This is a genomic window from Halorubrum sp. CGM5_25_10-8B, from assembly GCF_005435095.1.
GTDB lineage: Archaea > Halobacteriota > Halobacteria > Halobacteriales > Haloferacaceae > Halorubrum > Halorubrum ezzemoulense.
Map to the genome: position 1 here is coordinate 196,226 of NZ_SGTY01000005.1, position 26,673 is coordinate 222,898.

The 26,673-nt window shown below is 58.1% G+C and carries 17 protein-coding genes, 1 pseudogene and 1 CRISPR repeat array; of the genes and pseudogenes, 4 read left to right on the forward strand and 14 right to left on the reverse strand.

The genetic code is table 11. From position 1 onward, the window contains the following. Window positions 1-60: 60 nt before the first annotated feature. Complete coding sequence (locus EXE51_RS06510; RefSeq protein WP_137692273.1) at window positions 61-1,965, reverse strand: ABC transporter substrate-binding protein; 1,905 nt, start codon at window positions 1,963-1,965, stop codon at window positions 61-63. 146 nt (window positions 1,966-2,111) lie between these two features. Here EXE51_RS06510 and EXE51_RS06515 point away from each other — a divergent pair, with 146 nt between their 5' ends. The 3 genes from EXE51_RS06515 to EXE51_RS06530 all read left to right on the forward strand — a co-directional run bounded on the left by EXE51_RS06515 (window position 2,112) and on the right by EXE51_RS06530 (window position 4,598). Continuing rightward, window positions 2,112-2,570 carry a hypothetical protein gene (locus tag EXE51_RS06515; protein ID WP_137692274.1) on the forward strand — a complete coding sequence of 153 codons (459 nt, stop codon included), beginning with the start codon at window positions 2,112-2,114 and terminating at the stop codon, window positions 2,568-2,570. Beyond that, a complete protein-coding gene (locus EXE51_RS06520) occupies window positions 2,567-3,502 on the forward strand; it encodes a metallophosphoesterase (protein WP_137692275.1) in 936 nt (311 codons plus the stop codon). Before EXE51_RS06515 ends, EXE51_RS06520 begins: the two co-directional genes overlap by 4 nt. Before the next feature lie 412 nt (window positions 3,503-3,914). Continuing rightward, a complete protein-coding gene (locus EXE51_RS06530) occupies window positions 3,915-4,598 on the forward strand; it encodes a metallophosphoesterase family protein (protein ID WP_137692276.1) in 684 nt (227 codons plus the stop codon). An 88-nt stretch (window positions 4,599-4,686) separates the two neighbouring features. On the opposite strand, the gene ppk1 is transcribed toward EXE51_RS06530, so the two are convergent. The 3 genes from ppk1 to EXE51_RS06550 all read right to left on the reverse strand — a co-directional run bounded on the left by ppk1 (window position 4,687) and on the right by EXE51_RS06550 (window position 9,125). Next, on the reverse strand, window positions 4,687-7,068 hold the full coding sequence (gene ppk1, locus EXE51_RS06535) for a polyphosphate kinase 1 (protein WP_137692277.1): 2,382 nt from the start codon (window positions 7,066-7,068) through the stop codon (window positions 4,687-4,689). A 796-nt stretch (window positions 7,069-7,864) separates the two neighbouring features. Next, a complete protein-coding gene (locus EXE51_RS06545; RefSeq protein WP_137692302.1) occupies window positions 7,865-8,737 on the reverse strand; it encodes a hypothetical protein in 873 nt (290 codons plus the stop codon). A 169-nt stretch (window positions 8,738-8,906) separates the two neighbouring features. Continuing rightward, entirely contained in the window at window positions 8,907-9,125 is a 219-nt protein-coding gene (locus EXE51_RS06550; protein WP_137692279.1) for a hypothetical protein, read from the reverse strand. Window positions 9,126-9,481: 356 nt separating this feature from the next. Here EXE51_RS06550 and EXE51_RS06555 point away from each other — a divergent pair, with 356 nt between their 5' ends. Beyond that, window positions 9,482-10,540, forward strand: a complete 1,059-nt coding sequence (locus EXE51_RS06555) for a PAS domain-containing sensor histidine kinase (protein ID WP_137692280.1) — start codon at window positions 9,482-9,484, stop codon at window positions 10,538-10,540. Between the two features lie 1,026 nt (window positions 10,541-11,566). Here EXE51_RS06555 and EXE51_RS06565 read toward each other — a convergent pair. The 10 genes and pseudogenes from EXE51_RS06565 to cas7b all read right to left on the reverse strand — a co-directional run bounded on the left by EXE51_RS06565 (window position 11,567) and on the right by cas7b (window position 26,673). Continuing rightward, the gene (locus EXE51_RS06565; protein WP_137692282.1) at window positions 11,567-12,163 is read right to left on the reverse strand and encodes an NADPH-dependent FMN reductase; all 597 of its coding nucleotides are present in this window, start codon (window positions 12,161-12,163) and stop codon (window positions 11,567-11,569) included. Beyond that, entirely contained in the window at window positions 12,163-13,311 is a 1,149-nt protein-coding gene (gene sfnG / locus EXE51_RS06570) for a dimethylsulfone monooxygenase SfnG (protein ID WP_137692283.1), read from the reverse strand. The genes EXE51_RS06565 and sfnG overlap by 1 nt, the downstream gene beginning before the upstream one ends. Window positions 13,312-14,024: 713 nt before the next feature. Continuing rightward, window positions 14,025-15,458: a hypothetical protein gene (locus EXE51_RS06575; protein WP_137692284.1), complete on the reverse strand. Its 1,434-nt coding sequence runs from the start codon at window positions 15,456-15,458 to the stop codon at window positions 14,025-14,027. After that, the gene (locus EXE51_RS06580; protein ID WP_137692285.1) at window positions 15,455-15,856 is read right to left on the reverse strand and encodes a hypothetical protein; all 402 of its coding nucleotides are present in this window, start codon (window positions 15,854-15,856) and stop codon (window positions 15,455-15,457) included. The genes EXE51_RS06575 and EXE51_RS06580 overlap by 4 nt, the downstream gene beginning before the upstream one ends. Window positions 15,857-16,015: 159 nt before the next feature. Further along, a CRISPR array of direct repeats spans window positions 16,016-20,252; the repeat unit is 30 nt; unit sequence GCTTCAACCCCACGAGGGTTCGTCTGAAAC. A 103-nt stretch (window positions 20,253-20,355) separates the two neighbouring features. After that, window positions 20,356-20,616, reverse strand: a complete 261-nt coding sequence (cas2, locus tag EXE51_RS06585; protein WP_137692286.1) for a CRISPR-associated endonuclease Cas2 — start codon at window positions 20,614-20,616, stop codon at window positions 20,356-20,358. Between the two features lies 1 nt (window position 20,617). Then, window positions 20,618-21,613 (reverse strand): type I-B CRISPR-associated endonuclease Cas1b, encoded by a 996-nt coding sequence (gene cas1b, locus EXE51_RS06590; protein WP_137692287.1) that lies wholly within the window; start codon window positions 21,611-21,613, stop codon window positions 20,618-20,620. Between the two features lie 2 nt (window positions 21,614-21,615). After that, window positions 21,616-22,164, reverse strand: a pseudogene (locus tag EXE51_RS06595) (CRISPR-associated protein Cas4). Then, complete coding sequence (locus EXE51_RS06600) at window positions 22,161-24,791, reverse strand: CRISPR-associated endonuclease Cas3'' (RefSeq protein WP_137692288.1); 2,631 nt, start codon at window positions 24,789-24,791, stop codon at window positions 22,161-22,163. The pseudogene EXE51_RS06595 and the gene EXE51_RS06600 overlap by 4 nt, the downstream one beginning before the upstream one ends. Beyond that, entirely contained in the window at window positions 24,791-25,588 is a 798-nt protein-coding gene (gene cas5b / locus EXE51_RS06605) for a type I-B CRISPR-associated protein Cas5b (RefSeq protein ID WP_137692289.1), read from the reverse strand. Before cas5b ends, EXE51_RS06600 begins: the two co-directional genes overlap by 1 nt. 2 nt (window positions 25,589-25,590) lie before the next feature. Next, entirely contained in the window at window positions 25,591-26,673 is a 1,083-nt protein-coding gene (gene cas7b / locus EXE51_RS06610; RefSeq protein WP_137692290.1) for a type I-B CRISPR-associated protein Cas7/Csh2, read from the reverse strand.

Here is a 26,673-nt window from a genome sequence, read left to right on the forward strand (position 1 = left end):
GTTCTGTCGCGGGTACATTATCGATAAACGGGTGTCGCCGGGGAATCCAATGGGGGCGTCTTACTGATTGGCGAGTTGGGTTCCGTCAAACGCCTGATTCTCCATAACGCCGTACATCTCCACGTCGACATGGTCGTGCCAGAAGCGTTGGCTGGTGGTATGAGCGAAGGGGAGCTCCTGCATCGAGAGCCAGTTGACTTCCTCGACGGTCTGGAACACCTCGTTCCGACTCTCCTTAGTGGCGTCGTCCGCAGCGTAGTTGTTGTCCCAGGCCTCAAGCGCCTGCTGGCGGAGCGCGTCGTCGTGGTAACTTCCTTCGGCGCCCCAGCGGGTGAACTGGCCGCCGGGGTTGCGCCCATAGAGGAACCGGAGGAAGTTCTGGGGGCCAGGGTACTCCATACCGTCACCGAGGCCGAACACCTCCATATCGCCGGAAATTGCGCGGCTGATGATGGTCCCGAACTCAGCCTCCTCGATCTCCATGTCGATGTACGCGGAGTTAAGCTTCGACTGGAGGCGGCTGAACACCGACTGGTAGGCGCTGTTCCCCGAAATGGTAGTACCTGTGATTGAGAAGCGATTGTCCTCGCCGTAGTCGGCCTCTTCCATCACTTGGCGGGCGCTTTCCAGGTCCGTCTCGCCGTAGCCGTAGGGGTAACCGTCAGACGCAGCCTCCAGATTGGATTGATACCCAGATTCAGCGTGGCGATTATACGTCTCCGTTGAACTGACGCCGTCCTCGAAAGTCGGATACGGCGCAGGCGGCGTGATGTGGTAACCGGCAAACGCGTTGCCCTTATAGACGTTGTTGACGATGTCGTCCTGATTCATTGCGTAGGCGAACGCCTTCCGCACCGCAATGGGGACTTCGAGCGTGTTGAAGACGAGATACTCCGTCGAGAGAGATGGTATCTCGCCGTAGTTGACGGTCATCCCGTCGTCGAACTCGTAGGTCCCGACCGAGCGGTTACCCTCAGTCGACTCGATGGAGACGTTGCTCGGGTTGAACGAGGCCGTCGGCATCCCTTCGAGGATGTCTGCGTTCTCGTTACGGAACCGACTTAACCGGGTGTTCCCGCTCCCGACAACGGTGTAGGTGATAGCATCGAGGTCAGGGCTGCCGCCGTAGAAGTCGTCGAACGCTGTGAGCTGGATCTGGTTCCCCTTCGTCCACGAGTCAACTTGGAAGGGGCCTGCGCCGGCGAAGGTCGGACCGCCGTTGGCGGTTGAGAAGAACTCGTTGTACTCGTACTCGCCGTCATACCCCTCGATGTCACCGACAGCGTTCTCAGGGAGCACGGCAAACGCACCGCCCGCGATCTGGAACAGCGTGTACTGGAAGGGCGAGCGCAGCGTGAACTCGAAGGTCGTCTCGTCGACGGCCTCGACCGCAAGCGACCCTGGAATGTAATCGGCAAGCGTCGTCTCGTCTTCGGGAGCCGCCCGAGAGGCCTCCTTCTCATGGTCGATAGTCATCGTCTGCCCGATGATATCGTCTTGATTTCGGGAGTTCTCGGAGCCAGCCAGTCGTCGGTAGGAGTAGACGAAGTCCTCGGCCGTGACCGGGTCGCCGTTGTGGAACACGGCGTCATCCCGGAGCTGGAAAGTGTAGGTCAGGCCGTCGTCAGACATCGAGTAGTCCTCGGCCAACGCCCCTTCTGGTGGGTACAGTCCGTTCGGGAAGTGCATCAACTGCCTGTTGTACTGGTTGTATCCCGCTCCGGAACCCTTCGCGTTGATAGGGTCAAGGGTCTGGATTGATCCGGTGGCCATCATTTGGAGGGTACCACCTGACCCAAACTCCGCCTCTTCCCCGTTGCCGCCTGAGTTACCGCTGCTGGTCTCGGTGTTGCTCGACTCACCGTCGGTGCTCGACTCACTGTCTCCTGAACAGCCCGCGAGCGCCGTTACCGCACCAGCGCCTGCCGCCGTGAGAAACCCCCGCCGCGTTTCGCTTTGAACCATCAAATGATTGTATCGCTTATGCCATAATTACTGCTGCTATTTCCAATAAGTGTCGGGGTAGGGTGTAAAGTATTAATATATAGTTCCAAATAGAGACACATATATGAAATACAAACTCATTTACCGCCTCTCGGGAACCGCCACTCATGACCGAGAGTGGGTGGGCGAAAACGCTCGCGTCGGCAACAGAGATGGAAACAGAGCTGCGCGACGACGGCTGGGAGGTCATCACCGTACGCGCGGGGCACGTCGCGCCCGAACCGCCCGCACACGGCGACACCGACCGCTTCGGGCTAATCTACCTCGCACAGGGCGAAGACGCCGACAACTTCACCAACGCCGTCGAGCGCGCCGCCTTCGACGGCTACGAGGTTTTCAACCGCCGCAAGGGCGAGGACCTCTTCGTCCTCACGCGGCTGACCGACGCGGAGCGCGACCTCGCGGTTCTCCTGGTCGGTGCCGTGAACCTCGCTCACGCCGGCGATCTCGCCACGGCTGCCCGCAAGCGCGGGGTAATGTACTCCCACGTTCAGCTGCTCGACGGCACCCACCTCAGTAGCTTCCGCCACGATGATCCCAGCGACTTCCTCCCGGAGGACGTATGAGCGACGAGTCCGCCGGCCCGCTGATGGCCCGTCTCGACGCGCCGGCCGCCGAACACACCCGCTTTGCCGTCGTCGCCGACCCGCACGTTGGCGTCCGTGCAACGGGGACCTCCAAACTCTTTGAACACACCCGCGAACACTTCGAGAACGCACTCGCGGACATCGCCACCCGCAACGTCGATGCGGTGCTCTCGCCGGGCGATCTGACCAAGGACGGCGAACCGTGGAACTACGACGCCGTCGATGAGACACTCGCGGGACTCGACGTTCCCTTCTATGCTGTCCCGGGCAACCACGACGTACCCAAGAAGCGCGACGAACACGACTCCCCCGATGTCTCGTGGTTTGCCGAAAAATACGGTCCGGGGGAGATCCCCTATCACGTCGAACTCGGTGGACTAGACCTCATTGGACTGAACAGCTCCGGGACGAGTGAGCGCCTCTATGAGTCCCACGACGGCCAGGTGACGGCGGAGTCGCTGGAGTGGCTGGCCGAAACGCTCGACACGGCGGAGAACCCCCTCATCCTGGTCCATCACAACTTCCCGCCGGTGAGCGACCAGATCGAGGCCCACCGCGAAGTCGAACCGGAGATGGGCCTCCCTCCGGTGATGCGCGATCCCGAACCGTTTGCCGACGTGCTCGCCGCGGGCGGCGCCGAACTGGTGTTCACAGGTCACTACCACCTGCCCGCCACCGGCGAGTATCGTGGCGTTCGGGAGCTCGCGGCGCCGACGACCTGTTCGTTCCCCCAGTCCTACCTCCTCTGCGAGACGTCGCCTGAGGGCACGACCGTCCGGCTCGTTCCCGTGACGGACGAGACGGGGCTCGAACTCGGCCACGCGGAGCGTTCGCAAGACTCGGTCACGTCGGGCGGGCTGACCGCAATCGCGGCGGCGCGCCTCGCGAGCTTCCCGCTCGTGTACGAGTAGCTACCCCTCCGATTCCGACGGGTCCGTGTCGCTGAGGTCCGCCCCGACCAGCAGCTCGCTCGCGCGCCGCAGGTGGTGGTGGAACATCGCGGCCGAAATGTAGCGATTCTCGACGACGCGATGTGGCTGGTTTCAGCGATGACGCTGAGCGAATCCGCTGACGAAGCGGATCGTCAAGTATCGTCGGTACCGACAACACAGGAATCCGAGTGTCAAACCTGTGGACTGGCGACCGGCCTCCGGTTCAAAATACAATAGAACGATCGAGAAAGGGTCAGTCGACTCGGACACTTCGCCATCAAGAACTACATAGCAGTATAGTCCACTAATACAAACTGATTAATTCGGGAGTGTAATACTTTCAATTGAGTCTAATCCTCAGACGAACTGTTTCGACTCTGGACCCACCCACATGAACACGAAACCACAGTTCGGTGACGGCGTTGAAGCACAACATGAACGGTTCGAAACCGACAGCTACGGGGAGATCTACATTGTCGGAGACGTCCACGGCAGCCGAGTAATTCTCGAGCGGCTCCTCATAAAACTCGAGTTAGAGGACGACGATCTTGTCGTCTTCGTCGGTGACCTCGTGCGGAAAGGGCCAGACAGTCCCGGTGTTATCGATCTTGTCCGTGGGGATCCGCGTCTCGTCAGCGTCCGCGGAAACAACGAGCAGAAGATCGTGCGCGGTGACAAGCACCCGGACTGGCTCCGCGAGGGCGACCGCGAGTACTTCGAATCGCTTCCGGTTGCCATCTCGTTCGATGACGTGCTCGTCGTCCACGGTGGTATTGACCCCCAACGGTCGCTTTCAGACCACACCGTTGAGGAACTGTTGACGATGCGTTCCCCGCATGGTGATGGGTACGACGGACCGTTTTGGTATGACGACTACGACGGACCCTACCGCGTCTTCTTCGGTCATACCGTTCATGACCACCCGGTGGAGCGAGAACACGCCGTCGGCCTCGATACCGGCTGCGTCTACGGTGGAACGCTCACCGCGTACGACTACCGGAACGACGAATTCCTCACCGTAGAGGCGAAGACGCATCAAGAACGCGCCAACTCGAAAATTGTCGATCCGGCCTGAGTGACTCCATTCAGACCTCCCTCCCGATACGCGAAAAGCTGTTGGCGGTGAATAAGCGACACCGTGCTAAACGCCACTCTGAGCTGAATTACTCGTACTCAGTCTGAAGACGATCCCGTGCTCCCTCTCGCGTTTTGAAGTATCGTCGGTCGCCCGCCGCCGTCCGAACAGCCCAGTCGTACGTCTCGCTATCAGGACGGTACCAGCGATCAGAGTACGCGTCGAACACAGACACGTCTCCCCCATCCGAGTGGGTCTGTTCTTCATCGGCATCGAGACCGGTTTCGTCCGACCCCTCGGATCGAGCGTCCGTCTCGCTCTCTGTGACCTCCTCAACGAGAAGCGCTTCCTCGATCAGATCCGTATCGACGATCATTCCCGGACCGTAGCCGTGGTCGAGTGCTGCTTCCGTCGCTGCCATCAATATCTCTTGGATGTCTCGAACCGGGTCGTCGTCGGAAGAGACCGCTTCGTAGGTTCCGTCGCTTTGTATCACCCATCGACGGCGGTTATCTGTTAGTGACGCCTCCAAAATGAATCGGAGCTGTTCGCGCAGTTGCGTGTCTTCGACCGGCGTGACCGCTTCTACTCGATAATCGAGATTCCGGGTCATCCAATCGGCGGAGCCGATGTACCACTCGGGACTGCCTCCGTTCTCGAAGTAAAATATCCGAGCGTGTTCGAGGAATCGGCCGACGATCGAGTGGACGGTGATATTCTCGCTTAGTCCTTCAATACTGGGACGAAGCCGGCAGATATCTCGAACGATTAAATCGATTTCGACACCAGCCATCGAAGCGCGATAAAGTTCCTCGACCATCGACGGGTCTTCAAGCCCGTTTATTTTGACCACTATCCGTGCTCGCTGACCAGCACGAGCATGCTCGGCCTCTCGTCTGACCATCTCCGTGAACCGCTCACGCATCGTGACGGGTGCGATCAAGAGTTTTCGGAAGCGGTCGTCAAGCGTCGGTCCGGTGAAGAAATTGAACACCTTCGTGAGATCGAATCCAATGTCTCGATCAGCGGTCAACAACCCCAAGTCGGAGTACCCTTTCGCAGTTCCTGAATGGTAGTTTCCGGTGCCGATATGCGAGTAGAGCTGAACGCCATCGTCCTCTCGACGCACGACGAGCGCCGTCTTCGTGTGCGTCTTCAACCCTACAGTCCCGTACGCGACGTGGATGCCCTCCTCTTCGAGTTGCCGAACCCATTCGAGGTTGTTTTTCTCGTCGAACCGAGCCTTCAGTTCGACCATCACCGCGACCTGCTTGCCGTTGTCGGCGGCATTTATAAGGCTCTGAATTACCTTCGAGTCGCTCGCGGTTCGATAGATCGCCGCCTTCACCGCGAGCACGTCGGGATCGGTCGCGGCCGCGTTGAGGAATCGCTGAACCGTCCCCTCGAACGAGTGATACGGGTGGTGCGCGAGAATGTCCCCGTGTTTAATTTCGTCAAAGATACTCTTCGTCTCGTCTCTAGTATCACTCGCCAGTGAGCCTAATCGGGGATGAGGCTTTGGTGACCACGCCGGCGGCTTGAGATCGGGGCGATCGAGATCGATGAGCTCGAAGAAGTCCTCGAAGTCGATCGGTCCCTCACGGTGGAACACTTCTCGGTCGTCGACCCCGAGCTGATCTTTGAGAATCGCCAGCGACTCGTCGGGCATATCGGCGTCAACCTCTAGCCGGACTACCGTCGCGAAGCGTCGCTGTTCGATAACCTCCTCAACCATATCGACGAGGTCTTCGGCGACCTCTTCGTTCCGCCGCACCTCGGCGTTTCGCGTCACCTTGAATTTCGATACGTCACGGATGTCGAGATCGGGGAGCAACAAGTCGAGGTTACGTTCGATGAGGTCTTCGATAAGAACGTACCTGTCAGCCTCGCCAGAAACGCTGATGACGCGGGGTTGATTCGGCGGAATCTTGATCCGGGTGAATGTCGGCTCGTCACCCCCGTTCGACGAGAGCACAGCGAGCGAAAGCGAGAGGTTGGAAATGAACGGGAACGGGTGAGCAGGATCGAACGCGAGCGGCGTTAGTGTCGGCAGGATAGACTCCTCGAAGTGCGTCCGTAGCTGTTCTTGTTCTCCTTCGGATAACTCCTCAGGGGTACAGATCTCGATCCCTTCGTCGGCGAGCGTCGGTTTGAGAACAGACTGCCAGTATTCCGACTGCTGCGCAAAGAGCGGGCGTGCGGTGTCGAGTACTTCGACCCACTGCTCTTTCGGTGTCCGTCCATCGGGCGTCGTCTTCGTCACACCGGCGTCGATCTGCTGTTTGAGTCCGCCGACGCGCTTCATGAAGAACTCGTCGGTGTTTTTTGTGAAGAACGCGAGAAATCGGAGCCGTTCGAGCGGCAGATTCCGATCGTCCATTCCCTCTCGAAGAACTCGCTCCTGAAACGCCAGTTCGGAGAGTTCCCTGTTGAGGTAGTACTCTGGGTCCGTGAGGTCTCTGTCGGTCACAGAATCACCCGTAAGGTGAACGTGGATATCGTGAGGCGGCTCCTATACCTGTCAGACTGAAATCCTCCTATCATTTTCGGGTCAGCGGAAACGACACCTTACAAATGAGAGAGTAGCACTCATTTTCCGGGTTCACCCGACTGTGATCGGTTACCTTTCGACATCGAGTTAGCGGGGCGAGATCTCGACTGACGGTTCGGGTGCTGACAGAGACCCTTCGCCACCGGACAGGGCACCATCGGGAAGCCATGTGTCGTCACGTTCCGTCCACCCTTCGATCGGAAGTCGCTGAGTAGTCTCTGAGGGAATGACAATTTCAGTAGCGTCAGAAATGATCCCGTACTTTCGAATCGCCATTTTGGGCTCATTGAGATCGTGCCTACCTAGATGTGGCTTCACGCGAGCATACAGATCCTGTTTCGAATACTCGCTTCGTCGCCCTTCGAGTGCGCGAACGGCGTTACAAATTGGACAGCTAAGGACCATAGCCGATTCCATGACTTACAGATGCTACGCTAACTACAAGAAGCCCGATCAATAGTTATATATACTACTATGTAAAGGTTAAAATTTCAATGTATTTGCCGCGCTCAGTCCCAACGTCCAGATATAGTTGACGCCATTGAAACCGTCCGTATTGAACTCGCCCTGAAGTCTGGAACCGGCGATCCCGAGTGGCAAATCACCGTCTACTTGGCGGGTTCGAGGCTAAGCTCACGGATAACAACCTCCCTCACCGAGCGAAGTCGGTAGACTGAGTGAGGTAAGGTAGGGTTGTCGACCACGGTTGCTCCGGTTAGTGGGGGCGCTTCGCCGACGCGTCGGCAATCGTCTGAAACTGCGTCGGGTGTTTGAGGAACTCCTCGCCCGTGTTGGCGATCGCCGACCGGTCGATGTATTCGACATCGTCGCCGTACACCGCTAGCACGGGCTTGTGTTTGAACTCGCCGATCGGGCGAGATGTGGTACACTCTATTGCGACGTACGTCCCTCCCGGGAGGGTGGGCGCGTCGGCGTACACCTCCGGGAGATCGTCCCTGTGAACGCCTGCGAGCATGTGACCGGGGAGTATCACCATCGCGGTCCGGTAGCCGAACGCCGGCTGCGAAAGCATCGCAACCAGCAGATACGTGAGGTCCTCGCAGTCACCGCAGCCATCGACGAGCGTCTCCTCGACGGTTCGGATATAGTCCGGCACTCCCGTCGATTCCGCATCCGTCGCGTATTCGAGCGAGTGTACGAGTCCGATCGCCCTATCGAGAAGGACCGACTCGGGAAGCGACCGCCGAGTATCCTTGCTCGTCGCGCTCTCGTTGACGAGCGCCTCGGTGAGCCGCTTGGCATGAGCGCTCCCCTTCGCTGCTTCGAAGCCACTCAGATATCCATGCGTGTCGTCGGCCGCTTCTCTGTACGCGGACCGCTCAATCGGAAACTCCAGACGCCATTCCCTTCCGGACCAGTCCGTCCACTCGTACGTCATGGCGTAGCCGTCCGCGGTCCGTTCCCGAGCGACCGAATCTCCCGTGTCGATGGGTGTCGGCCGCGTCGGCTCGCTCGAAAAAAGAGACAACGCCACAGACCACAGATCGGACAGTTCGACAACCGAGGAAGCGACGACCCCGAGCGCGACTCGGTTTAGCGCTTTGTTGAGGAGTCCCCGCCGTTTCATGCCCACCGATGGATCACCTCGGATTCGTTCGCCACCGGTACAGGCGTCCGAATCGGCGGCAGGCGAAACATCCGAGTCCGCATTGACCGGGGCATCGGATCCGACACTGGTCGGCACCGCAGGGCCTCTCGACCGTCTAGCCCGACGCGGTCGCGGTACATCCGGGTGGTTATCGGAAGCATTCGGGCTTGACGACGGAGTCGACGTCCACCGTCACCCACGTCGACAGCCGCTCGTCATCGGTCGCCTCAGCTGGGAACACCGTGACCCGATCGGGACCCGACGACCGCCTGTCGACCTGATGTACCAGACCGGTGAATGCGGGGCTCACCGATTTCCGTCCGGTCGTCTCGTCGTTCCTCGACTCCCGGTTGGTATCCGTTGTCATTTGTTACTCGTTCGGGTTATTCGGCAGCCTGTGCTTGAACCCTTATAATAGGTGAACGGACGCGTCAGAAGCCGACCGGTGGGATATATACTCGTCGTGACCGGTCTGTTGTGCCCGTTCCCGCTCAACAAAATAAGTCCTCTCTGACATTTAGCTCGCAGTTTTTAGAGTGAAATAATCAGACTATGGCGTGGCCCCGGACGGACTCGGGATATTGGATATTATGTTATAATCTGTTTGATACAAATTCGATTCTCTCATGATCAGACAACGCCCGTTCATCCGCTGACTTCGTACGGAGCGATATATATCACTCATAGCAACGAAAACCGTGCCTCGGTGAAATTCTCGGGTGTATGTCTTCGTCCGAATGCGGGACGCTATCTCCGGTACTCGACACGCTCCACACCGGCGTGGCGATCTATGACGCCGCCTCCGGAACCGTTCTTGACGCGAACACGCGACTAGAGGAAATCCTCGGATACAGTTCGGACCAACTGCGTGAGCTCTCCGTGGCCGAATACACGGCGAACACACACTCACACACCGAGTCTGAGTTCCACAATAGACTCTTTAGGGCCGCCAACGGAAGCCCGCAGCAGTTCGTGTGGCGAGCCAAACGAGCGGACGGCGAACTCATCTGGATTCAGGTGTTTACTTCTCGACAGCGCCCGACGGCGGACCGCTGTGTCCACGTTGAGGTACGGGACATTACGCGTCACTACGACACCCACCATCGAGCGGAGCTGTTCTGGCGGGTCCTTCGGCACAACCTCCGGAACGAGGCCGCGATTATCATCGGATGTGCGGAGCAGGTGATGAACGGCTCTGAGAGCGAACCGCCCAAAGAAGTGGTCTCAACCATTCTTTCTAGAGGCGAGAAGCTCGGGGACATCGCGATGTCCGTGAAACAAATAGAACACGCGGTGACCGACTCACAGGGAAACCTCAACCGAGTTTCCGCCGTGAGCGCCGTACAGAACGTCGTGAGCCGGATCAGCGCCGAACATCCCGGCGCGGACATCCAGGTAAATGAACGAAGGCAAATGTGGATCGACATAAACGACGCGTTTGGGTACGCGCTCGCACACGCCATTGAGAACGCGATTGTCCACAGCAACGATGAGGCGCCGGCAGTCGAAATAACGGTCGGCCCGTCTCCCAACACTGGTCGCGCAGAGATCCGCATCGAAGACACGAATCCGCCGATCCCGCCCGAAGAGATCGCCGCGCTGTTCTCGCCGACCGTCACCACGAACACGTCCCACGGGTCCGGGATCGGCCTGTTCGTGATGAAGTGGTGCGTCGAATCGCTCGGCGGAGAAGTGTTGTTCGAATCGCGGAATTCCGGGGGAAACGCCGTCTGTGTACTCCTGCCGCCTAAGCAGCTCTCGGATTCGATGATGACCGATTGAGTTCGCTGTTCGCGACGGCGCGTACGTCTTGATGGGAGTTACCCTCCCTCAGTCAGCACGAATCGGTCTCCAATTCGCTCCATTCCAATATCGATCCGAGCTCTGTCGGCGGCGACATATCCGGAGGCGAAACGGGGGGGTTCACAAAAACAACCGAGGCGACCGGACTTGTGAATCACCTTGATAATCGCAAGCCCGTACCGGAATATACGGAGTGGAACGGATGTCTATTGAGCCGAAAGTGATGTGTTTCTCGTGGAGATCTCATTCATCGATAATTCCGCCTTCGAATCCGTCTCTGAGGTACGATTCGAGTTCGAAGCGGGGTGTCAAGCGGGCAGCCGTCACGTTCCGATAGCCGTCTGATCGACTCGCGCTCTGTATTCAGTACGGCGTCAGCGAACTATCAGCGACCACGGATTTCAATAAAGCCGTCTCTGGGTGTGTTAGAATCCGGTATTCGACTACCTGTACGCCCTGATATGGCCCCAATTTGACACTTTACCGCCCTATTCTACATGGTTTTTTGTAGGCCCAACTAGCTAAAACTACTATCTGCCTCGACGACTACCCGGAGCGCGAAGATGCGAAGCGTCAGTACCTCACAAAACATCCTCGGCTAGCTGTTTCTGAAGCCTGAGTTCTGTGGCGGAGCGGTTGTGCTGGGTGGCCTTGACGAGAAGATCGTCGACGAGCCGACGGAGAGCTGTCGCTGTCGGCGGCAGTGTTGACGAGGAAGTTAAGAAGCTGGTCCTCGTGGATCTCACCGTCTGCTTGCTTGGTATTAGACACACCTTCAGCAAGTAGACGTCTCAACTAACCGGCTTTGTGATGTACTGAGACTGTGGAAACGCGGGCAGCGGCCAAGGAGACCGGCGCCTCGATCGAATTTAACAACACCGAGGGCGTCGACAGCGCGGACGACCCCGAGTCCAAGGAATTCGTTTACACCGGCGTCTCTGATTTTAATGATCGCTCGTGGACAACAAGGGCGATGTCCGCTCTCTGTGCCGGTTTCGTTCCGACTCAGATCGCCGGTCCGAGCGATCCCAGCGCTTTCGAGTCGCGGATCGCCGCCGCAAGTTCGACGGTGGCCTCGCCGAGCGTCGCGAGCCGCTCGCGAACTCCCTCGTCGACGAGTTCTCCGTCATCGAAGTCGTCGCCGTTCGCGTACGTCGTACCCCCGACCGCGTGGGCGCCGAAGAACGCGAACGCCGGGCGGAGCTCTTGGTCGACCGCAAGGAAGTGGTGGTCGGTCGCGCCCGTGGCGACGAGGCCGACCGCGGCGTTCTCGAACGGCGCGACGTCGCCCTGCCACTCGCCGCGGGGGACCATGTCGAGGAGGTTCTTCAGCGCGCCCGAGTACGACCCGCGGTAGACGGGCGTGCCGACGACGTACGCATCGGCGTCGACGATCAGGTCAAGCGCGTCGGCGGTGTCGCCCTCGTAGTCGTCGATCCCGCGCCCGTCCGCAGTCGCGAGGTCGTACTCGGCGAGGTGGAGCACCTCGGTCTCCACGTCGTGACCGCGGGCCGCCGCGTCTAGCGCGACCTCAACCGCGGTCCGGGTCCGGGAGTCGGCGGAGACGCTGCCGACGATCCCGAGGAGCGTTCGGTCGGCCATCACTTCGCCACCTTCGCGCCGCCGATGTCTACGATCTCGTCGTCCGCGTCGACCACGTCGGGATCGAGCGGGTCGGCCTCCTCGATCGCCGGGATGATCGTCTCACCGAAGCGCTCAAGCTCCGGTTCGAAGTCGAGGAAACCCGCGAGGACGATGTCGACGCCGATGGCGTCGAGCTTGCGGATGCGCTCGATTATCTGCTCGTCGGTCCCGATGAGCCCGGTCTTGAACCCGTCGTTGTACTGGACGAGGTCCTCGAACTCGGAGTCCGACCACATCCCGTCGCCCTCGGCCGTCGACTGCCCGGCCTGTTTCACCTGTTGTTTGAACGCGTCGATTGCCTCGTCGGTGGCGTTCTCGATGATTCCCTCGAGGACCGCCTTGGCCTCGGACTCGGTGTCCCGCTGGATGACGAACGCGTTCGCGGTGAATCGTGGCGGTTCCGTGTCGGACTCCGCGGCGTACTCCTCGACGTCCTCGATGACGGCACGGATCTCTTGGAGGCTCCCGCCGTTGATGAAGAGGACGTCCGCGTGTTTCGCGGCCATCTCCCGGGCCGCCTGCGAGTTCCCGCCCTGGAATACCTGCGGGTACGGGTCCTGAACCGGCTTGGGCTCCATCGGCGCGCCCTCGAAGCCGTCGATGTCCTTCCCGACCGTGTAGAACCGGCCGTCGTATTTCGCCCGGTCCTCGGTCCAGAGCGCCTTCAGGACCTCGATAAACTCCGTTGAGCGGGCGTACCGCTCGTCGTGCGCGAGCCATGGCTGGCCGAATCCCGTGAACTCCCCTTTGAACCAGCCGGAGACGACGTTGATCGAGAAGCGGCCGTCGCTGATTCGGTCGGCGGTTGCGATGAAGTTCGCGAGCGGGCCGGGCTCCCACAGCCCCGGATGTACCGCCCCGATGATGTGTAGCTCGTCGGTCTGCGCCGCGAGCGCGTTGGCGATCGACAGCGCCTCCAACTGCTTTTCGGCGCCGTAGCTGCCGAAAAACCGCGCCTGTGCGAGCGCGTAGTCGAAGCCGACCGACTCCGCCGTCCGAGCGAGGTCGAGGTTGTAGTCGTACGTCCAGTCCGTCTCCGTCTCCCAGTCCGACACGACCAGCCCGCCGCTGATGTTCGGGACCCAGTACGCGAACTCTGTGTCCATACCCGCCCATCTGCCCGTATCGGTTTAACCAGGGTCACGACGGCGAACGCTGTCGGGGGTCCGTGATAGCGGTCGCATTTGTACAGGGACGCGATCGCCGGCAAGCGTTGAGGATAGCTCAGTCGCTGTCGGCGGTCGAGAGAAAGACACTTCAGAGGGGTGTCTCGGGCAGTTATCGATACCTAGGTGTGTTGTGGCTCGCACGGCTCAACCTTGGTTGTGTTCTCGTGTAGGTCTATTTTGTATATACCCGTACGGGTTTACACAGCTTTGCGAAAACCACTTCCTTCTAGACACAATTGGAATTATGTATAGTAGAGAATACGTCCCCTTTCGTTGGCCGAACTGAACAAACCTCTTCTTGAACCTAGGCGAGATTCGTTGTGCGAGCGCGCTCGCGCAGCTCATCAGAGAGAAGCGCTTTTTTGATCCGGTCAACAACTCCTGAATCCAGTGGTTAGTAACTCACAGCAGCTACCGGGTTTCTCTGACAGGCAGTCCTAACGGAATTTAGATCAGGAGACAGCGCTGGCGTGAGGTGTTAAACTACAACGGATGCCGGTTCCTCAGACTTAGAGTTGACATCGAACACACGACACCCAACACGAGAAACAGAGACTGCTCAGAATTGACTGTACTGTCAAGCCGCATCGGAAGGTAGTTGTGACTAGTTTCTTTTAGGAATTTATCAAGCGTTGATTCTTGAATAATTATCAGGATGGCGTCATCTGATATGTTGTCGAATCCGCGGTACCATCATCGAATTCGTATACAAGGGTGATTGTAAGCTGTTCCCCACTCATATTTATATTATTGTTTTGATCGTAAGGGAATCCCCTTCCACCCTCCTCATAAAACTCATACATGCTAAGTCCAAGTTGTTGCCCAGACTGAATTCTAGATAGTGTGTCAGAATTCGCATCCCCGTCTGTTCCTGGCGATATTGTTACTTGATCATCAATCGCGAGCGCCTCACTATCTCCAAAGCTGGTGGTCCACTCTGAATACTGAATGCTCCCAGAACTATTTTCAGTCCAAATTTCGACTTCGTCAGCAGAGGGATCACGGTTGCCGGTAAAATCGTTGGGCACGGCGTCATCTAGTTCATTGATGTCAGGGCTATCTGGATCGATTGTCATGCTCGTTATCGTGACTGGCTGCTCATACTGATTCGTGACTGAGAATTCCACCCCACCACTCCTGTCTGGACTAGGGTCATCATTTCCATCTATCGCGATAGCATCATTATTGTATACTAGTCCCACGGGCGACTCACCACTGCTGTCGCTACCGCCACCACCAAGACGCGCATTATCATTTTGACTCGGCTCTTCAGGTGCTTCTTGTACGCCGACCGTATCTACGGTCAGGTTGGTAGTGGTTGTCTCAAGTGTTAGATTATGTACATTGTCTCCATTTTCGTCGTCCGTGATACTGTAGATGTCGCTTGAGATGTCAGTACCATTCCAGTACTCTTCATCACTCAACCGCGTCGGAATCGTGACGTTGAGATCACCCTCGGGAATATCTCCAGTAATGCTCTCTGCTGGGCGGAGTTCAACTGTGACCCGACCGGTCCCGCTTCGCCGAAACTCGTTCTGGAGAGCTGTAATTTGTACTTTCCCGTCATTAACAAGACTCTGATCTTCGATCACCGCGATACCATCACCCTCTTGACGAGCGTCAAGGTAGAGCACAGACGCGTCGTACCACGTTGGGGACTGATCAAGCTCGTTGTAGCCCGGGCGGTACTCAATGAACCGTGTGGGGATAGTCTCGATCACCGTACCGTTTGACTCGTACGCAATTGTGATCGGATACGACTCCGTCGTCCGGATTGTTCCAGCTGGCGGTGGTGGATTTATTGTGAATACACGGGTTGAATATGTAGTCCCCAGCTCAACCGTCTGATACTGTGGCTGGTCGATGCTCCCGGCTTGTAGAATACCCGCTCTGAGCTCAACAAGATCGTTGCGGACCTCCCCGGAGTGTTGGAACTCGGTCTCTGCATTCTGCTGTGGAACGATTTCTACCTGGTATAGTGAGAGCGCAAGGATCAGGAACCCAAACAAAATAACGACCCCGATTACTGTCGAAACAGCTCGATTGTCGTCTATCACTGGTGTGCCAATTGGGTAGTCACTCATTGTGGATTCACCTGAACGCCCTGTGTGTCGTCTACCGACGGCCAGATGGCTAGTCGAATATCTGCAGGGCTGGGAATAATATAGAGGAACCAGTACACTATCATAAGGTGATGGAGATAGTACGGATCAGCGATTTTAATCTGTTGCCAAATTCCAGCTTGAAGAGCGATGGCAGCAGCCACGCCGCCGACAAATAGAGGAGCAAGTGCAATCATCCGGAGTGTGGCTTTTGCCGGCAGTCTCTCAAAATCAAGGCGAAGTCGGAACGGGACCCACGAGGTCTGTTCAATCGAAAGCGGGCAGGCAATCCGGGCGACTGCTAGGTGGGTCAGTTCGTGGAGTCCTATCGCAAGAACTGGGAAGCAGATAGCAAGCAAGATTGCTTGAACTCCAGCCATACAAAATTGCTATCTGCTAAGCATTTAAATCTGGTACTGAAATTCAATGTTTATGATAATCAGCTACCGTCCCACGTTTCGGGCTTACGGCCCCTATCTCGACATGTAGGGCTCTTCTGAGACCGGATCTAACATGGAGAAGAACTCGACGTCTTGCTCGCTTTAACCCCACGAAGGTTCGTCTGAAACGCTGATCAGCTCGATCCCGAGCTCGGCTCTGCGATCGCTTCAACCCCAGGAGGGTTCGTTTGAGACCATCGCCACGGCCGACGGCGGCACGGAGGTGTTCGCTTCAACCCCACGAGGATTCGTCTGAAACTATCCGAGAAACTAGTCGGGATTACAGCTGATATTCCGCTTCAACCCCACGAAGGTTCGTCTGAAACGCGGTCGGGGGCGTTCGCTGGCTACGCCCAGCTGCTCGCTTCAACCCCACGAGGGTTCGTCTGAAACCGCGTCGACGTTGCGGAGGTCGATCGTGTCGCCGCTGCTTCAACCCCACGAGGGTTCGTCTGAAACTTCGTTGCCGACCGAGGTCTCGACGTCTTGGTCGTAGCTTCAACCCCACGAGGGTTCGTCTGAAACCGGTTACTCGGTCGGCAGCATCCCGGCGCCGTTGTCGCTTCAACCCCACGAGGGTTCGTCTGAAACCCTGCCACGTCGTCGGGGATCGTGTGGTGCGGGTTGCTTCAACCCCACGAGGGTTCGTCTGAAACGGAGACGGTTGCCCGAGCGGCGTCGAACGGGCAGCGGCTTCAACCCCACGAGGGTTCGTCTGAAACCCGTCGGTGCGACTACGGTGACAGCTGTCACGAATCGCTTCAACCCCACGAGGGTTCGTCTGAAACCCGCTCCCGCTCCTATCTCGTCTAGGAGCAAAGCCGCTTCAACCCCACGAGGGTTCGTCTGAAACTACACACCCTGTTCCGGCGGTCGAACAGCTACAGTTGCTTCAACCCCACGAGGGTTCGTCTGAAACACACGTTTGACGATGATACTGTAGTAGACTACGTCGCTTCAACCCCACGAGGGTTCGTCTGAAACCACAAGCGAAGCTCTCGGCGCTTGTTGAAGGCATGATGCTTCAACCCCACGAGGGTTCGTCTGAAACCTTCGAGTTCGGCACGTCGCCGCACACCATTCGCGGGCTTCAACCCCACGAGGGTTCGTCTGAAACGAGTGTTGTCCGCCCGCCGTGGCGTTCATCCGCGCGCTTCAACCCCACGAGGGTTCGTCTGAAACAGCGTGGCGCGCGCGTTCTGGACCGCCTCAAAGTTGCTTCAACCCCACGAGGGTTCGTCTGAAACGCGTCGACGTGGACGTACTCCTCCCCGGCGCGACCGCTTCAACCCCACGAGGGTTCGTCTGAAACACGTTGAGCCGGACGCAACGCTTACCGCGTGTCGTGCGCTTCAACCCCACGAGGGTTCGTCTGAAACGATTGACCTGTTCGGGATTAACGGGACCGACGTGCGGCTTCAACCCCACGAGGGTTCGTCTGAAACCAGCGCCGGCTCGTCGGTGACGGACGCGAACGACCGCTTCAACCCCACGAGGGTTCGTCTGAAACGCGGCGTCACGTCGGCGACGCCCATATCGTGCGACTGCTTCAACCCCACGAGGGTTCGTCTGAAACTCCAAACGATCATCGACCGGCTCGCGTCGGAGGTCGCGCTTCAACCCCACGAGGGTTCGTCTGAAACATGAGTGGTGGGGTGGGTGGGTGCCGCCCGCGCAAGCTTCAACCCCACGAGGGTTCGTCTGAAACGCGGAGGGGTTGACGGGGTTAGAACTCCCAGATTTTGCTTCAACCCCACGAGGGTTCGTCTGAAACACGCGCGGGCGGGTCGCGTTCGCGGAGTGGTCAGGGCTTCAACCCCACGAGGGTTCGTCTGAAACGTTATTATATGGACCGCGCGGCCATGGTCGGAGGCGCTTCAACCCCACGAGGGTTCGTCTGAAACGGTGCCACAACGACGCGGACGGCGTAACGCCCGATGGCTTCAACCCCACGAGGGTTCGTCTGAAACCCGAGCCGAAGCCCGAGGCGGACGTAATTACCTACGCTTCAACCCCACGAGGGTTCGTCTGAAACGGCGACGTGGGTGACTCGGGCGGCGCCCCCGAGGGGCTTCAACCCCACGAGGGTTCGTCTGAAACCCTCCAGCGCCCGCGTGCCGGCGCGGGACGTGACCGCGCTTCAACCCCACGAGGGTTCGTCTGAAACCTGGAGGAGCCCCTTCGCGGCCGCAGCGATAACGTCGCTTCAACCCCACGAGGGTTCGTCTGAAACAATCGCGTACCTCCGCGGCATTAATGACGAGTTCGTGCTTCAACCCCACGAGGGTTCGTCTGAAACTGTCCACCTCCCGCAGTGAGACGGCGGACTCGTGGCTTCAACCCCACGAGGGTTCGTCTGAAACCCGCGTACTCGTCGGTATTCAGTTCTTGGAGCGTGCTTCAACCCCACGAGGGTTCGTCTGAAACGGGTGTCGTGGCGGACGGCGTCGGCGGCGGCGAAGTGCTTCAACCCCACGAGGGTTCGTCTGAAACAAACCTCCGGTTCGCCTATTCGCCCCACGTCACGCGCTTCAACCCCACGAGGGTTCGTCTGAAACTGGCCCCGGACGCGACGCTGGCTGCGTGCCGCGCGCTTCAACCCCACGAGGGTTCGTCTGAAACACACCGACACCGACGACGACGGACTGACCGAGGAGGCTTCAACCCCACGAGGGTTCGTCTGAAACTCCTCGTCAACTTCGCGCGCGTCGTGTTCGCCCCTCGCTTCAACCCCACGAGGGTTCGTCTGAAACCCGGCACCGTGCCTTGTGTCGGTTCCAGATTAATCGCTTCAACCCCACGAGGGTTCGTCTGAAACACGGATACCCGCCATTGAGGTTATCTGTACTGACCGCTTCAACCCCACGAGGGTTCGTCTGAAACGCCCCGCAAGCGAAATAGACGCCTTTGGTTCATCGGGCTTCAACCCCACGAGGGTTCGTCTGAAACACGGTTCACGCTCCACCACGCCGACCACCTCCGGTGGCTTCAACCCCACGAGGGTTCGTCTGAAACCGGCGAGACGTGGGACGTGGTGGAGTACCGACTCACGCTTCAACCCCACGAGGGTTCGTCTGAAACTACGTAAGGCCACCACCCGGACCGTCGTTGACGTGGCTTCAACCCCACGAGGGTTCGTCTGAAACCAGTATCTCAACGATGCCCGCCCCGTTGCGCGCCGCGCTTCAACCCCACGAGGGTTCGTCTGAAACCATCCGCTCGTCTCCTCGCGGCCCTTGCCAAACCGGCTTCAACCCCACGAGGGTTCGTCTGAAACCCGTCGCGTCGATCGGCTCGTCGGGCGCGTCCGTCAGGCTTCAACCCCACGAGGGTTCGTCTGAAACCGGGTCGCCACGTAGAGGAGTTCATGCTGTCCGCGGCTTCAACCCCACGAGGGTTCGTCTGAAACTACGGCTACCATGTCGACTCGATCAAAGAGTCGCTCGCTTCAACCCCACGAGGGTTCGTCTGAAACTCGCCGAGTTCGACCGTCTCGTCGGTTTGCGGCTCGCTTCAACCCCACGAGGGTTCGTCTGAAACACGATCGACACTTCCATGAGGTCGACGCCGCCGGGGCTTCAACCCCACGAGGGTTCGTCTGAAACGCTCCGAGTCGGCAGCACCGAGACGGAGACAGTTGCGAGCGGGACGAGCGCTTCAACCCCACGAGGGTTCGTCTGAAACTCCGGACGGCGTCGACGACGCGATCGGTAACGTCCAGCTTCAACCCCACGAGGGTTCGTCTGAAACTGATATGGACGTGTGGATGGTCGGGTCCAAACAGACGCTTCAACCCCACGAGGGTTCGTCTGAAACTATCGCGCGGCGTGATCACGACGGACGGGCAAACCGCTTCAACCCCACGAGGGTTCGTCTGAAACCGAACCGCTCATGACCGACGAGGACGCCGCCCGGCTTCAACCCCACGAGGGTTCGTCTGAAACGAGGCGCTTAATCTCATCCCGAACATCCCCTTCAGCTTCAACCCCACGAGGGTTCGTCTGAAACCGTGGTCGGGATAGACTCGGTGCTGCCGTCCTCGTGGCTTCAACCCCACGAGGGTTCGTCTGAAACTTCGACACAAGCGCCAATGGGGCGCGGAGTTCGACGCTTCAACCCCACGAGGGTTCGTCTGAAACCCGCCGCAACCTTAAGCGTGCGTCCGGCTACGGCCCGCTTCAACCCCACGAGGGTTCGTCTGAAACTCGCGGCCTAAGTCGCGCTCGTCGATGTTCGGGGTGCTTCAACCCCACGAGGGTTCGTCTGAAACTCCTCCTCCGGCAAGTAGTCGGACCACACGCCGGAGGCTTCAACCCCACGAGGGTTCGTCTGAAACCATGCCCGATATACGGAGCATAGGCATTCTAACGCCTGGTTACAATAAAGTCCTTCCGTCAACCGTCAATAGGCAGTGTCCCCCATGGGGTTGACGGAGTCGATTACAGAAATCGCTGATCTTCAGTTGGGTCGTCACCGTAGACCGTCCGATTGAGCAGTGTATCAGAAGATAGTTCGTAGATGATTGTCGACTCCCCGGGTTTCAGCAGGTCATCGATCTCATTTTTGAGCTTGGTGAGATCACCTTCAGAGATCTCGCCTTCGAGCACGGAGTTTTGGACATGAGTCAGATACCGCCGCCCAATTTTGAGTGCTTTCTGTGTCCGCTCGGCCTCAAGATCGTAGACCATCACGACGTACATCTCACCACCACCGCTGGAACGGCTCGTATTCCTCACCGGTGAGCAAGTGTTTCTTAAGTTTATACGCTTCGAGCCTCATCAGGTACTGATAGCTAACCTTGCGGTTCAGATCAGGGTGTTCAACCGTTCGTTCAAGCGTCTCTTCGAACGCCTTCGTGTACGTCTTTCGTCCAGATTCGTTCAACAAACAAGAGCCGAGCTCTGTCTCGAAATCGTCATCCGAAATCTGGTTTCTATTTACCAGTCGAAACAGGACACGGTCGGCGAGAACGGGTTTGAACAGATCGGCGAGATCGAGTGACAGTGAGTATCGACGTTCCCCCGGTTCATGGAGGTAGCTGATCGTCGGATCGAGCGCCGTGGCACGGATCGCCGAGACGCAGTTGGCATAGACCAGCGAGTTCCCGAACGAGATAAGGCTGTTAATCTCGTTGGGTGGTGGGTTGTATTCTCGTCGAGTCAGTTGAAACTCGCTCGGGAGGATCTTGTTGAAGCTTCGATAGTAGGCCTTTCTTGCGGTAGCCTCGGTTCCTAGTAGCTCATCAACCGGAAGCGACTCACCGACGCGTGCGGCCGCCGCTTCCAAGTCCTCGACGACATCGTCAAGATCGTAATCCCGGCCGTTATAGTAGATCACGTTCGTCCGCATATTGTGGATGCTACCCTGTACAATCGCGGCGGCAAGCTGCCGTCGGTGCTGGCTGTCCTCGTAGGCGCGAACTTGGTTGACGACGGTCTTCCCGGATGTCTGACCGCGTTTCGGCATCACCGACCCCGAGTAGTAATCCTCCCAGCCGAACACGTGGAGTGCGACCGTTCGGTCGTTGAGAAACGACATCAGCCGCGTGTTGAAATCGATCTGGCCGTGGAGGAAGAACGCCTCGGCGTTTTCGATTGGGATGTACTGCTTCTCCCCACCGTCGTCGGGGACGAGTCTGAGCGTGTCGTCGCTGCGTTCGAGTCGGCCGTCCGAAAAGACGTGGTAGTTGCGGTCCATTGTTAACACCAGCAGAAATCGTGGTACGCACAGGAGTCACAGAATGGTTTCTCCTCGGCCGGTGGCGGTGAGGCTTGGCTGACGATGTCGTGAATCCCACGGATCGCGGTTTCGACCTTCTCCGCTCGCTCCGCCGTGAGTTCGACCGGCTCGCGCTTTCGCTCACGGGGATGCGCCAGGACGCCGTCTCGCTGGATATCGGCGACGCGGTCGAGATACCAGAGGTAGTACGACAGCTACATTTCAGCGGGTTCCGTGAGCGTCGAGGAAGGTTTGACCTCGACGACGCGGCCGTCGTCCAGCAAATCGAGTGAGATCATGCCGAGATGGAGGTTCTCGCGTTTGTCGCTGTAGGCCGTCTCGTCGACGCGGGTACCACGGACGACGGTCGCGTTCTCGCGGTCGATTTCGAGATTCCGACTCTCGAACCAGAGTTCCCGCTTACAGACGTAGTAGTATTGCACCATCACACCCGTAACGCGGAACGGTTCGCCGACCGGCTCGCCGCGGGCGGTTGCGAGGAGGCGGTCGACTGGATCAGCGGCGGTCATAAGATCCGCCTCTCAGCAGTGCTGTCCGGAATGACGAACCCTGTATTCTCATCGAAATACTCGCTCAATCCGTGTTTACGAACATCAAGACATAGCACGTCCGTGTCGGAGTGGACTGGATTCAATTGACCGAGCTTGTCCTTTTTATCAGATTCGCCACGGTAGACCGGGATCGAGACCCGCGCTTGCTTGAGCTCATCCATTAGCCGACGGACGCGGTCGAACTCGTACTGGCTCCACGCTTCGCGTACCTGCTCTACTTGATTTCGTTCGTCCTTGGTTCGGCAGATGATGATGTCGACTGCGTTACGCTGATCGATCAGTGATAGATCTTTGAGTTTGTCTCCGCGTACGTCGTCGACATACTCAGCGTACTCTTGTTTGCCAACGTTCTTATCGGAGTGTAGTGTTCTGTAGTATTCTGTGACTGCTGTACGGGCCACAGTGGTTTCGGAGAGTGATTCATCCCCTTCACGAACAGCATCGAGAGTTTCCGCCGCGACAGGAAGGAGGGTCGCTCCTCGATTGTAGACTGCTTCTGCAGGTGTTTTTTGTTGCTCATCCGGGACGTCAAGCCACCAGACGATGACGCGCCCCTGTTCCCGCTCGAACGACCGGTTACAGCGACCGGCTGCCTGAACGATACTGTCGATTGGGGCCAGATCACGGTAGACACGGTCGAAGCTAATATCGACGCCAGCTTCGATAAGCTGTGTCGAGACCGTGATGAGACCATGTCCGTCGTCGGTGAGTTCTTTTGCGGTTTCGATCAGTTTGAGACGATCCACAGGACGAAGTCGTGTCGAGAGGTGGAGCACCGACCGGTCGCTCCGCTCTTCGATTCGGCTCGCAAGCGTCTTCGGATCGATGTCAGCTGTCGTTTCGACTGTGCTGAGTTTGTCAGCGTAGATGTCTCCGACCCTAGGTAGCGAGTCCGCGTTGTCAGTGAGTTCGTCAAAGAGGGCTCGGGCACTATCGATTGTGTTACAGACCGCAAGCGTTGACGCGCCGGAATCGACTACAGTTAGCAGTTCGGTACCCGCCTCGGTGTATGATTTCGGGGCTTCTTGCGTCTCGATATACCGCTCGGTCGACGCATCGAGTTCGTACTGGACGCGCTCGGTCGCCTCGAAGTACACATCAGGATCGTCGACCAGTTCAGTCGCGTCACCTCCTCGCTCGGTTGGTTCATCGAATAGCTGTGGCTGGGTTGCGGTCATAGCGATAACCGTCGCGCCGTACTGCTCGGTCAGTATTCCAACGAGACGGGGGACGAGTTTCCACCAGTCGAGCGGCAAGCTCTGTGGCTCATCGAGTATAACAACGCTATCTCGGAGCGCAGGTATCTTCATCGACTGCTTGTTGGCCGGCCCAGCAAGACTCTCGAACAACTGCACGAACGTCGTGACTGTGAGGCCGGCCCGCCAGCTTTCAGCGAGCATCCCGGCGACATCGTCGTTCCTGTCCGCTTCATCAGCGTCCACGTCGTCCTCGTCGACGATTTGGGTTTCCGAAAGGTGGTGGTGGGCAGTCAGTAATCGCCCAAGTGTATCGGTCTCGTAGATGTTTTCAATTTCATCGACGACCTGATCGATGATACTGGTAAACGGGAGTGTGTAGACGACACGCTCGCCACCGAGTTCGTCACGAACCGTCTGTGCGGCCGACAGCCCGGAGAGCGTCTTTCCCATTCCAGTTGGCAGAGTAAGTGTCGCCACTCCGCCGCCACCTTCAGCGAACTGTTTTGCGTTCTCTACGACAGCTGATCGCGCACGTGAGCGATAGTGATTCAGCCGCTCCGTTCTGGAGCCTTCCGGATCAGCGGGCGAAGAAGCTTCAAGATTAGCCACGTAATCGTCTAATACCTGTAGCGACGGTTTCGTTGCTTCGTAGGTTGAATCCACGTCCACCTCCTCACTCCGGCTTGCGGCACTCGTCTTGTCCGCGAGAACGAGCGACCCCCATATTTCGAGAGTTAGGCCGTAACAGGACTCCGACAGTGACTCACGACTGATCGTCGTACCACTCTCCGTGGCAACAGCCGCAGCGATCTCATCAAGCAGCTCTTTGTACGAGTAGCGAAATCCGTCCCACGATCCATCGCCATCAGTGGCAGCATCGAAGACATCGGCCGCCAAGTCCGGAACGTGGTCTTCGATATCATTGAGCTGCATAGCGATTGCTGCCTGTAGCTGTTCATCATTGGTCTGGGCTCCTCCCGTTGAGTTCTCTGAGGTGTACGCACGGTCGTAGATGTACTGAGTCACATCCGGAAGCCGCCCGTGGTGTTTGGCGACGGAGACGAAACCAGCTAGACAGGCCTCAGTTTCAAACCCCTGTGCGTCGAGCGCATAGTACGCGGCGAACGAGCCGATCGGAGCATGGTATCGACACGGCTTGTGTTCAGGTTCGGTGCCATGTTGAAGATATTCTTGAAAGAAGGTCGTCGCTTTGCCGAAGTCGTGAACATAGGCAAGCGTCTGGACGACCTGCTGTAGCGACTCATCTGTAGGTGTTGTCGCTTCATCGGGGACGACTGCTCTGGCCCGCCGGGCAACATCATCCAAATGATCCCGAAGATAGACACCTTCATATCCGTCCTCGGGCGGATGAGAGTACACAGCCATCAGACGAACACCACGGTTCGGCCATCGACAGTGGCTGCTGTCGTGTCTCGCACCTCAAGCGAATCGGCGTCGGGATTGTAGGCGTAGTTCGTGAATCCAGTTGTCGTCCGACCACCGGCATCGGACTCCATGAACGCGGGCGACTCCTCAATCTGACAGCGAGTTCCTACATCCAGAACGACATCATCAACAGCATTTGGGACAGCTGAATCGACTTCCACAGTATCCGTCTGCGGCCCGTCCGCAACATCGAACTCGCCGTGATACTCGATGTCCGCGAGATATTCCGAGAGTCCGAGACTCGGCACGTAGTGCGATTCACCGGCAGCAAGCGTCTCGCGCAGTTTGGTATACCACTGGTCGTCGGCGAGTGCGATATCGATTCGGTAGGCCGGATCGACCAGCACCTCGTAGTTGTGTTGCTGCCGGAGCGTCGTCGGATCAGGTAGCTTGACGCTGATTTTTCCACGACCGTTGAGCGACTGTAAGTTCCCAGCAGCGGTCGATAGCGTGTTCATCGGCATATTGACCGTCCTGATCCCTCGAACAGGTTCGATGGCGACTGCCGAGCGATCGGGTGCGAACAGGTCGTAATAGCCATCCCGTTCGATCCCTAGAACAGCTGCGAGGAGCCCAGCAACGGTAGTTCGGGGAATGATTCGATAGGTTTGCTTGACGATGTTTCCCTCAATTCGTCGGAAATGACCCCACGGACCGCGAACGGTAAACGAGAGGCAGCGATCAGGCTGGCCGCCGTTTTCGTCGGTCGTCCAACCATCCAGCGATTGTTGCGACATCGTTACGCCTTGTCGTCGTCACTCGGGAGTGTCGCGGTCTGTTCGTCGTAGACATCGATTTCCTCTACAGCATCCGTTCCGACTGCGTCTTCGAGGGCCTCGTGAAGTACCGATGGCCCGCCGAGTTCGCCATCGTAGGATAGTTGTAGTACGTCGCTGGCGACGACTCGAACACGTTCGATCCGGTCACTTGCTCTGTCAAGTCGGTCTACGAATCCTGTCACGTCAAGCGTGAGGTCACGAACCGTTCGGAGTTCCTCGTCGGGTTTCGAATGCTCGTCGTTGAGTTCGAGATCGCGGTCGAGACCACCGAGGTGGAAACTCTCGTCGGCGTACTCAACGCGACAGTAGAGCCGCGGTTCTTGCCCGACTTTGCTCCGACTGATAGTCTGGTTTTTGATCGCGCGCCAGCAGAGCGTGTCGAGCCGTTCGACATCCGCTGTGGTGAGGTTTGTATCGGTAGCCCCGTGTTCGTCGACGAGTCCGTGAAATCGGATCAATCCGTACTGAATCCGGTGGTCGTCGAGATCGAATCCACCCTGCTGTTTGTTCTCCTGCGTGGCGATCACACTCGTCAGGCTATCGTATTCTTCATTTTCGTTGACCGCGTGTATCGATTTGCCGGGCGAGAACTGGACGGGGCCAGTGAAATGATCCGGTAGGTGCTTGGCGTAAACCTCGTCGGTATCTACTGACATTGTCGCACCGAAGTAGCGTACATCGACGCTTTCGTTTAGGAACTCGCCGAAGATATCGTCGCGGAACTCCTCAATCTCCTCGTCATCATCGAGGTCGTAGTCGTCGGGCTCGACCTCCTTGAGTCGATCTTCGAGGAGCTGACCGCGCGTGTACTGATCGCCGTCTTCCTGTACGTTTCGGATATAGACGCCGTGACCGTCGTCGTCGAGTTGGTCGCGGAGATACCGTTTCAGACGAACGTCGGTTACGATTGCCTGCTGGGTCTGTGGGTCGATTCGCGGCCGGTTGGCACCGGACAACGGATTGCCGTTCGGATTGGCATCGACGGCATCGTACAGGAAGACGATTTCTGAGCGGTTCGCCACGGAATCGGGTGTATCGGACAT

What these genes read in the sequence shown, in the direction of transcription:
- EXE51_RS06575 (WP_137692284.1), bottom strand. Translation starts at nt 15,458, where the DNA reads ATGAGTGACTACCCAATTGGCACACCAGTGATAGACGACAATCGAGCT.
- EXE51_RS06580 (WP_137692285.1), bottom strand. Translation starts at nt 15,856, where the DNA reads ATGGCTGGAGTTCAAGCAATCTTGCTTGCTATCTGCTTCCCAGTTCTT.
- cas5b (WP_137692289.1), bottom strand. Translation starts at nt 25,588, where the DNA reads ATGTCGCAACAATCGCTGGATGGTTGGACGACCGACGAAAACGGCGGC.
- cas1b (WP_137692287.1), bottom strand. Translation starts at nt 21,613, where the DNA reads ATGGACCGCAACTACCACGTCTTTTCGGACGGCCGACTCGAACGCAGC.
- cas7b (WP_137692290.1), bottom strand. Translation starts at nt 26,673, where the DNA reads ATGTCCGATACACCCGATTCCGTGGCGAACCGCTCAGAAATCGTCTTC.
- EXE51_RS06555 (WP_137692280.1), top strand. Translation starts at nt 9,482, where the DNA reads ATGTCTTCGTCCGAATGCGGGACGCTATCTCCGGTACTCGACACGCTC.
- EXE51_RS06600 (WP_137692288.1), bottom strand. Translation starts at nt 24,791, where the DNA reads ATGGCTGTGTACTCTCATCCGCCCGAGGACGGATATGAAGGTGTCTAT.
- EXE51_RS06515 (WP_137692274.1), top strand. Translation starts at nt 2,112, where the DNA reads ATGACCGAGAGTGGGTGGGCGAAAACGCTCGCGTCGGCAACAGAGATG.
- EXE51_RS06565 (WP_137692282.1), bottom strand. Translation starts at nt 12,163, where the DNA reads ATGGCCGACCGAACGCTCCTCGGGATCGTCGGCAGCGTCTCCGCCGAC.
- EXE51_RS06530 (WP_137692276.1), top strand. Translation starts at nt 3,915, where the DNA reads ATGAACACGAAACCACAGTTCGGTGACGGCGTTGAAGCACAACATGAA.
- EXE51_RS06510 (WP_137692273.1), bottom strand. Translation starts at nt 1,965, where the DNA reads ATGGTTCAAAGCGAAACGCGGCGGGGGTTTCTCACGGCGGCAGGCGCT.
- sfnG (WP_137692283.1), bottom strand. Translation starts at nt 13,311, where the DNA reads ATGGACACAGAGTTCGCGTACTGGGTCCCGAACATCAGCGGCGGGCTG.
- cas2 (WP_137692286.1), bottom strand. Translation starts at nt 20,616, where the DNA reads ATGTACGTCGTGATGGTCTACGATCTTGAGGCCGAGCGGACACAGAAA.
- EXE51_RS06520 (WP_137692275.1), top strand. Translation starts at nt 2,567, where the DNA reads ATGAGCGACGAGTCCGCCGGCCCGCTGATGGCCCGTCTCGACGCGCCG.
- EXE51_RS06545 (WP_137692302.1), bottom strand. Translation starts at nt 8,737, where the DNA reads ATGAAACGGCGGGGACTCCTCAACAAAGCGCTAAACCGAGTCGCGCTC.
- EXE51_RS06550 (WP_137692279.1), bottom strand. Translation starts at nt 9,125, where the DNA reads ATGACAACGGATACCAACCGGGAGTCGAGGAACGACGAGACGACCGGA.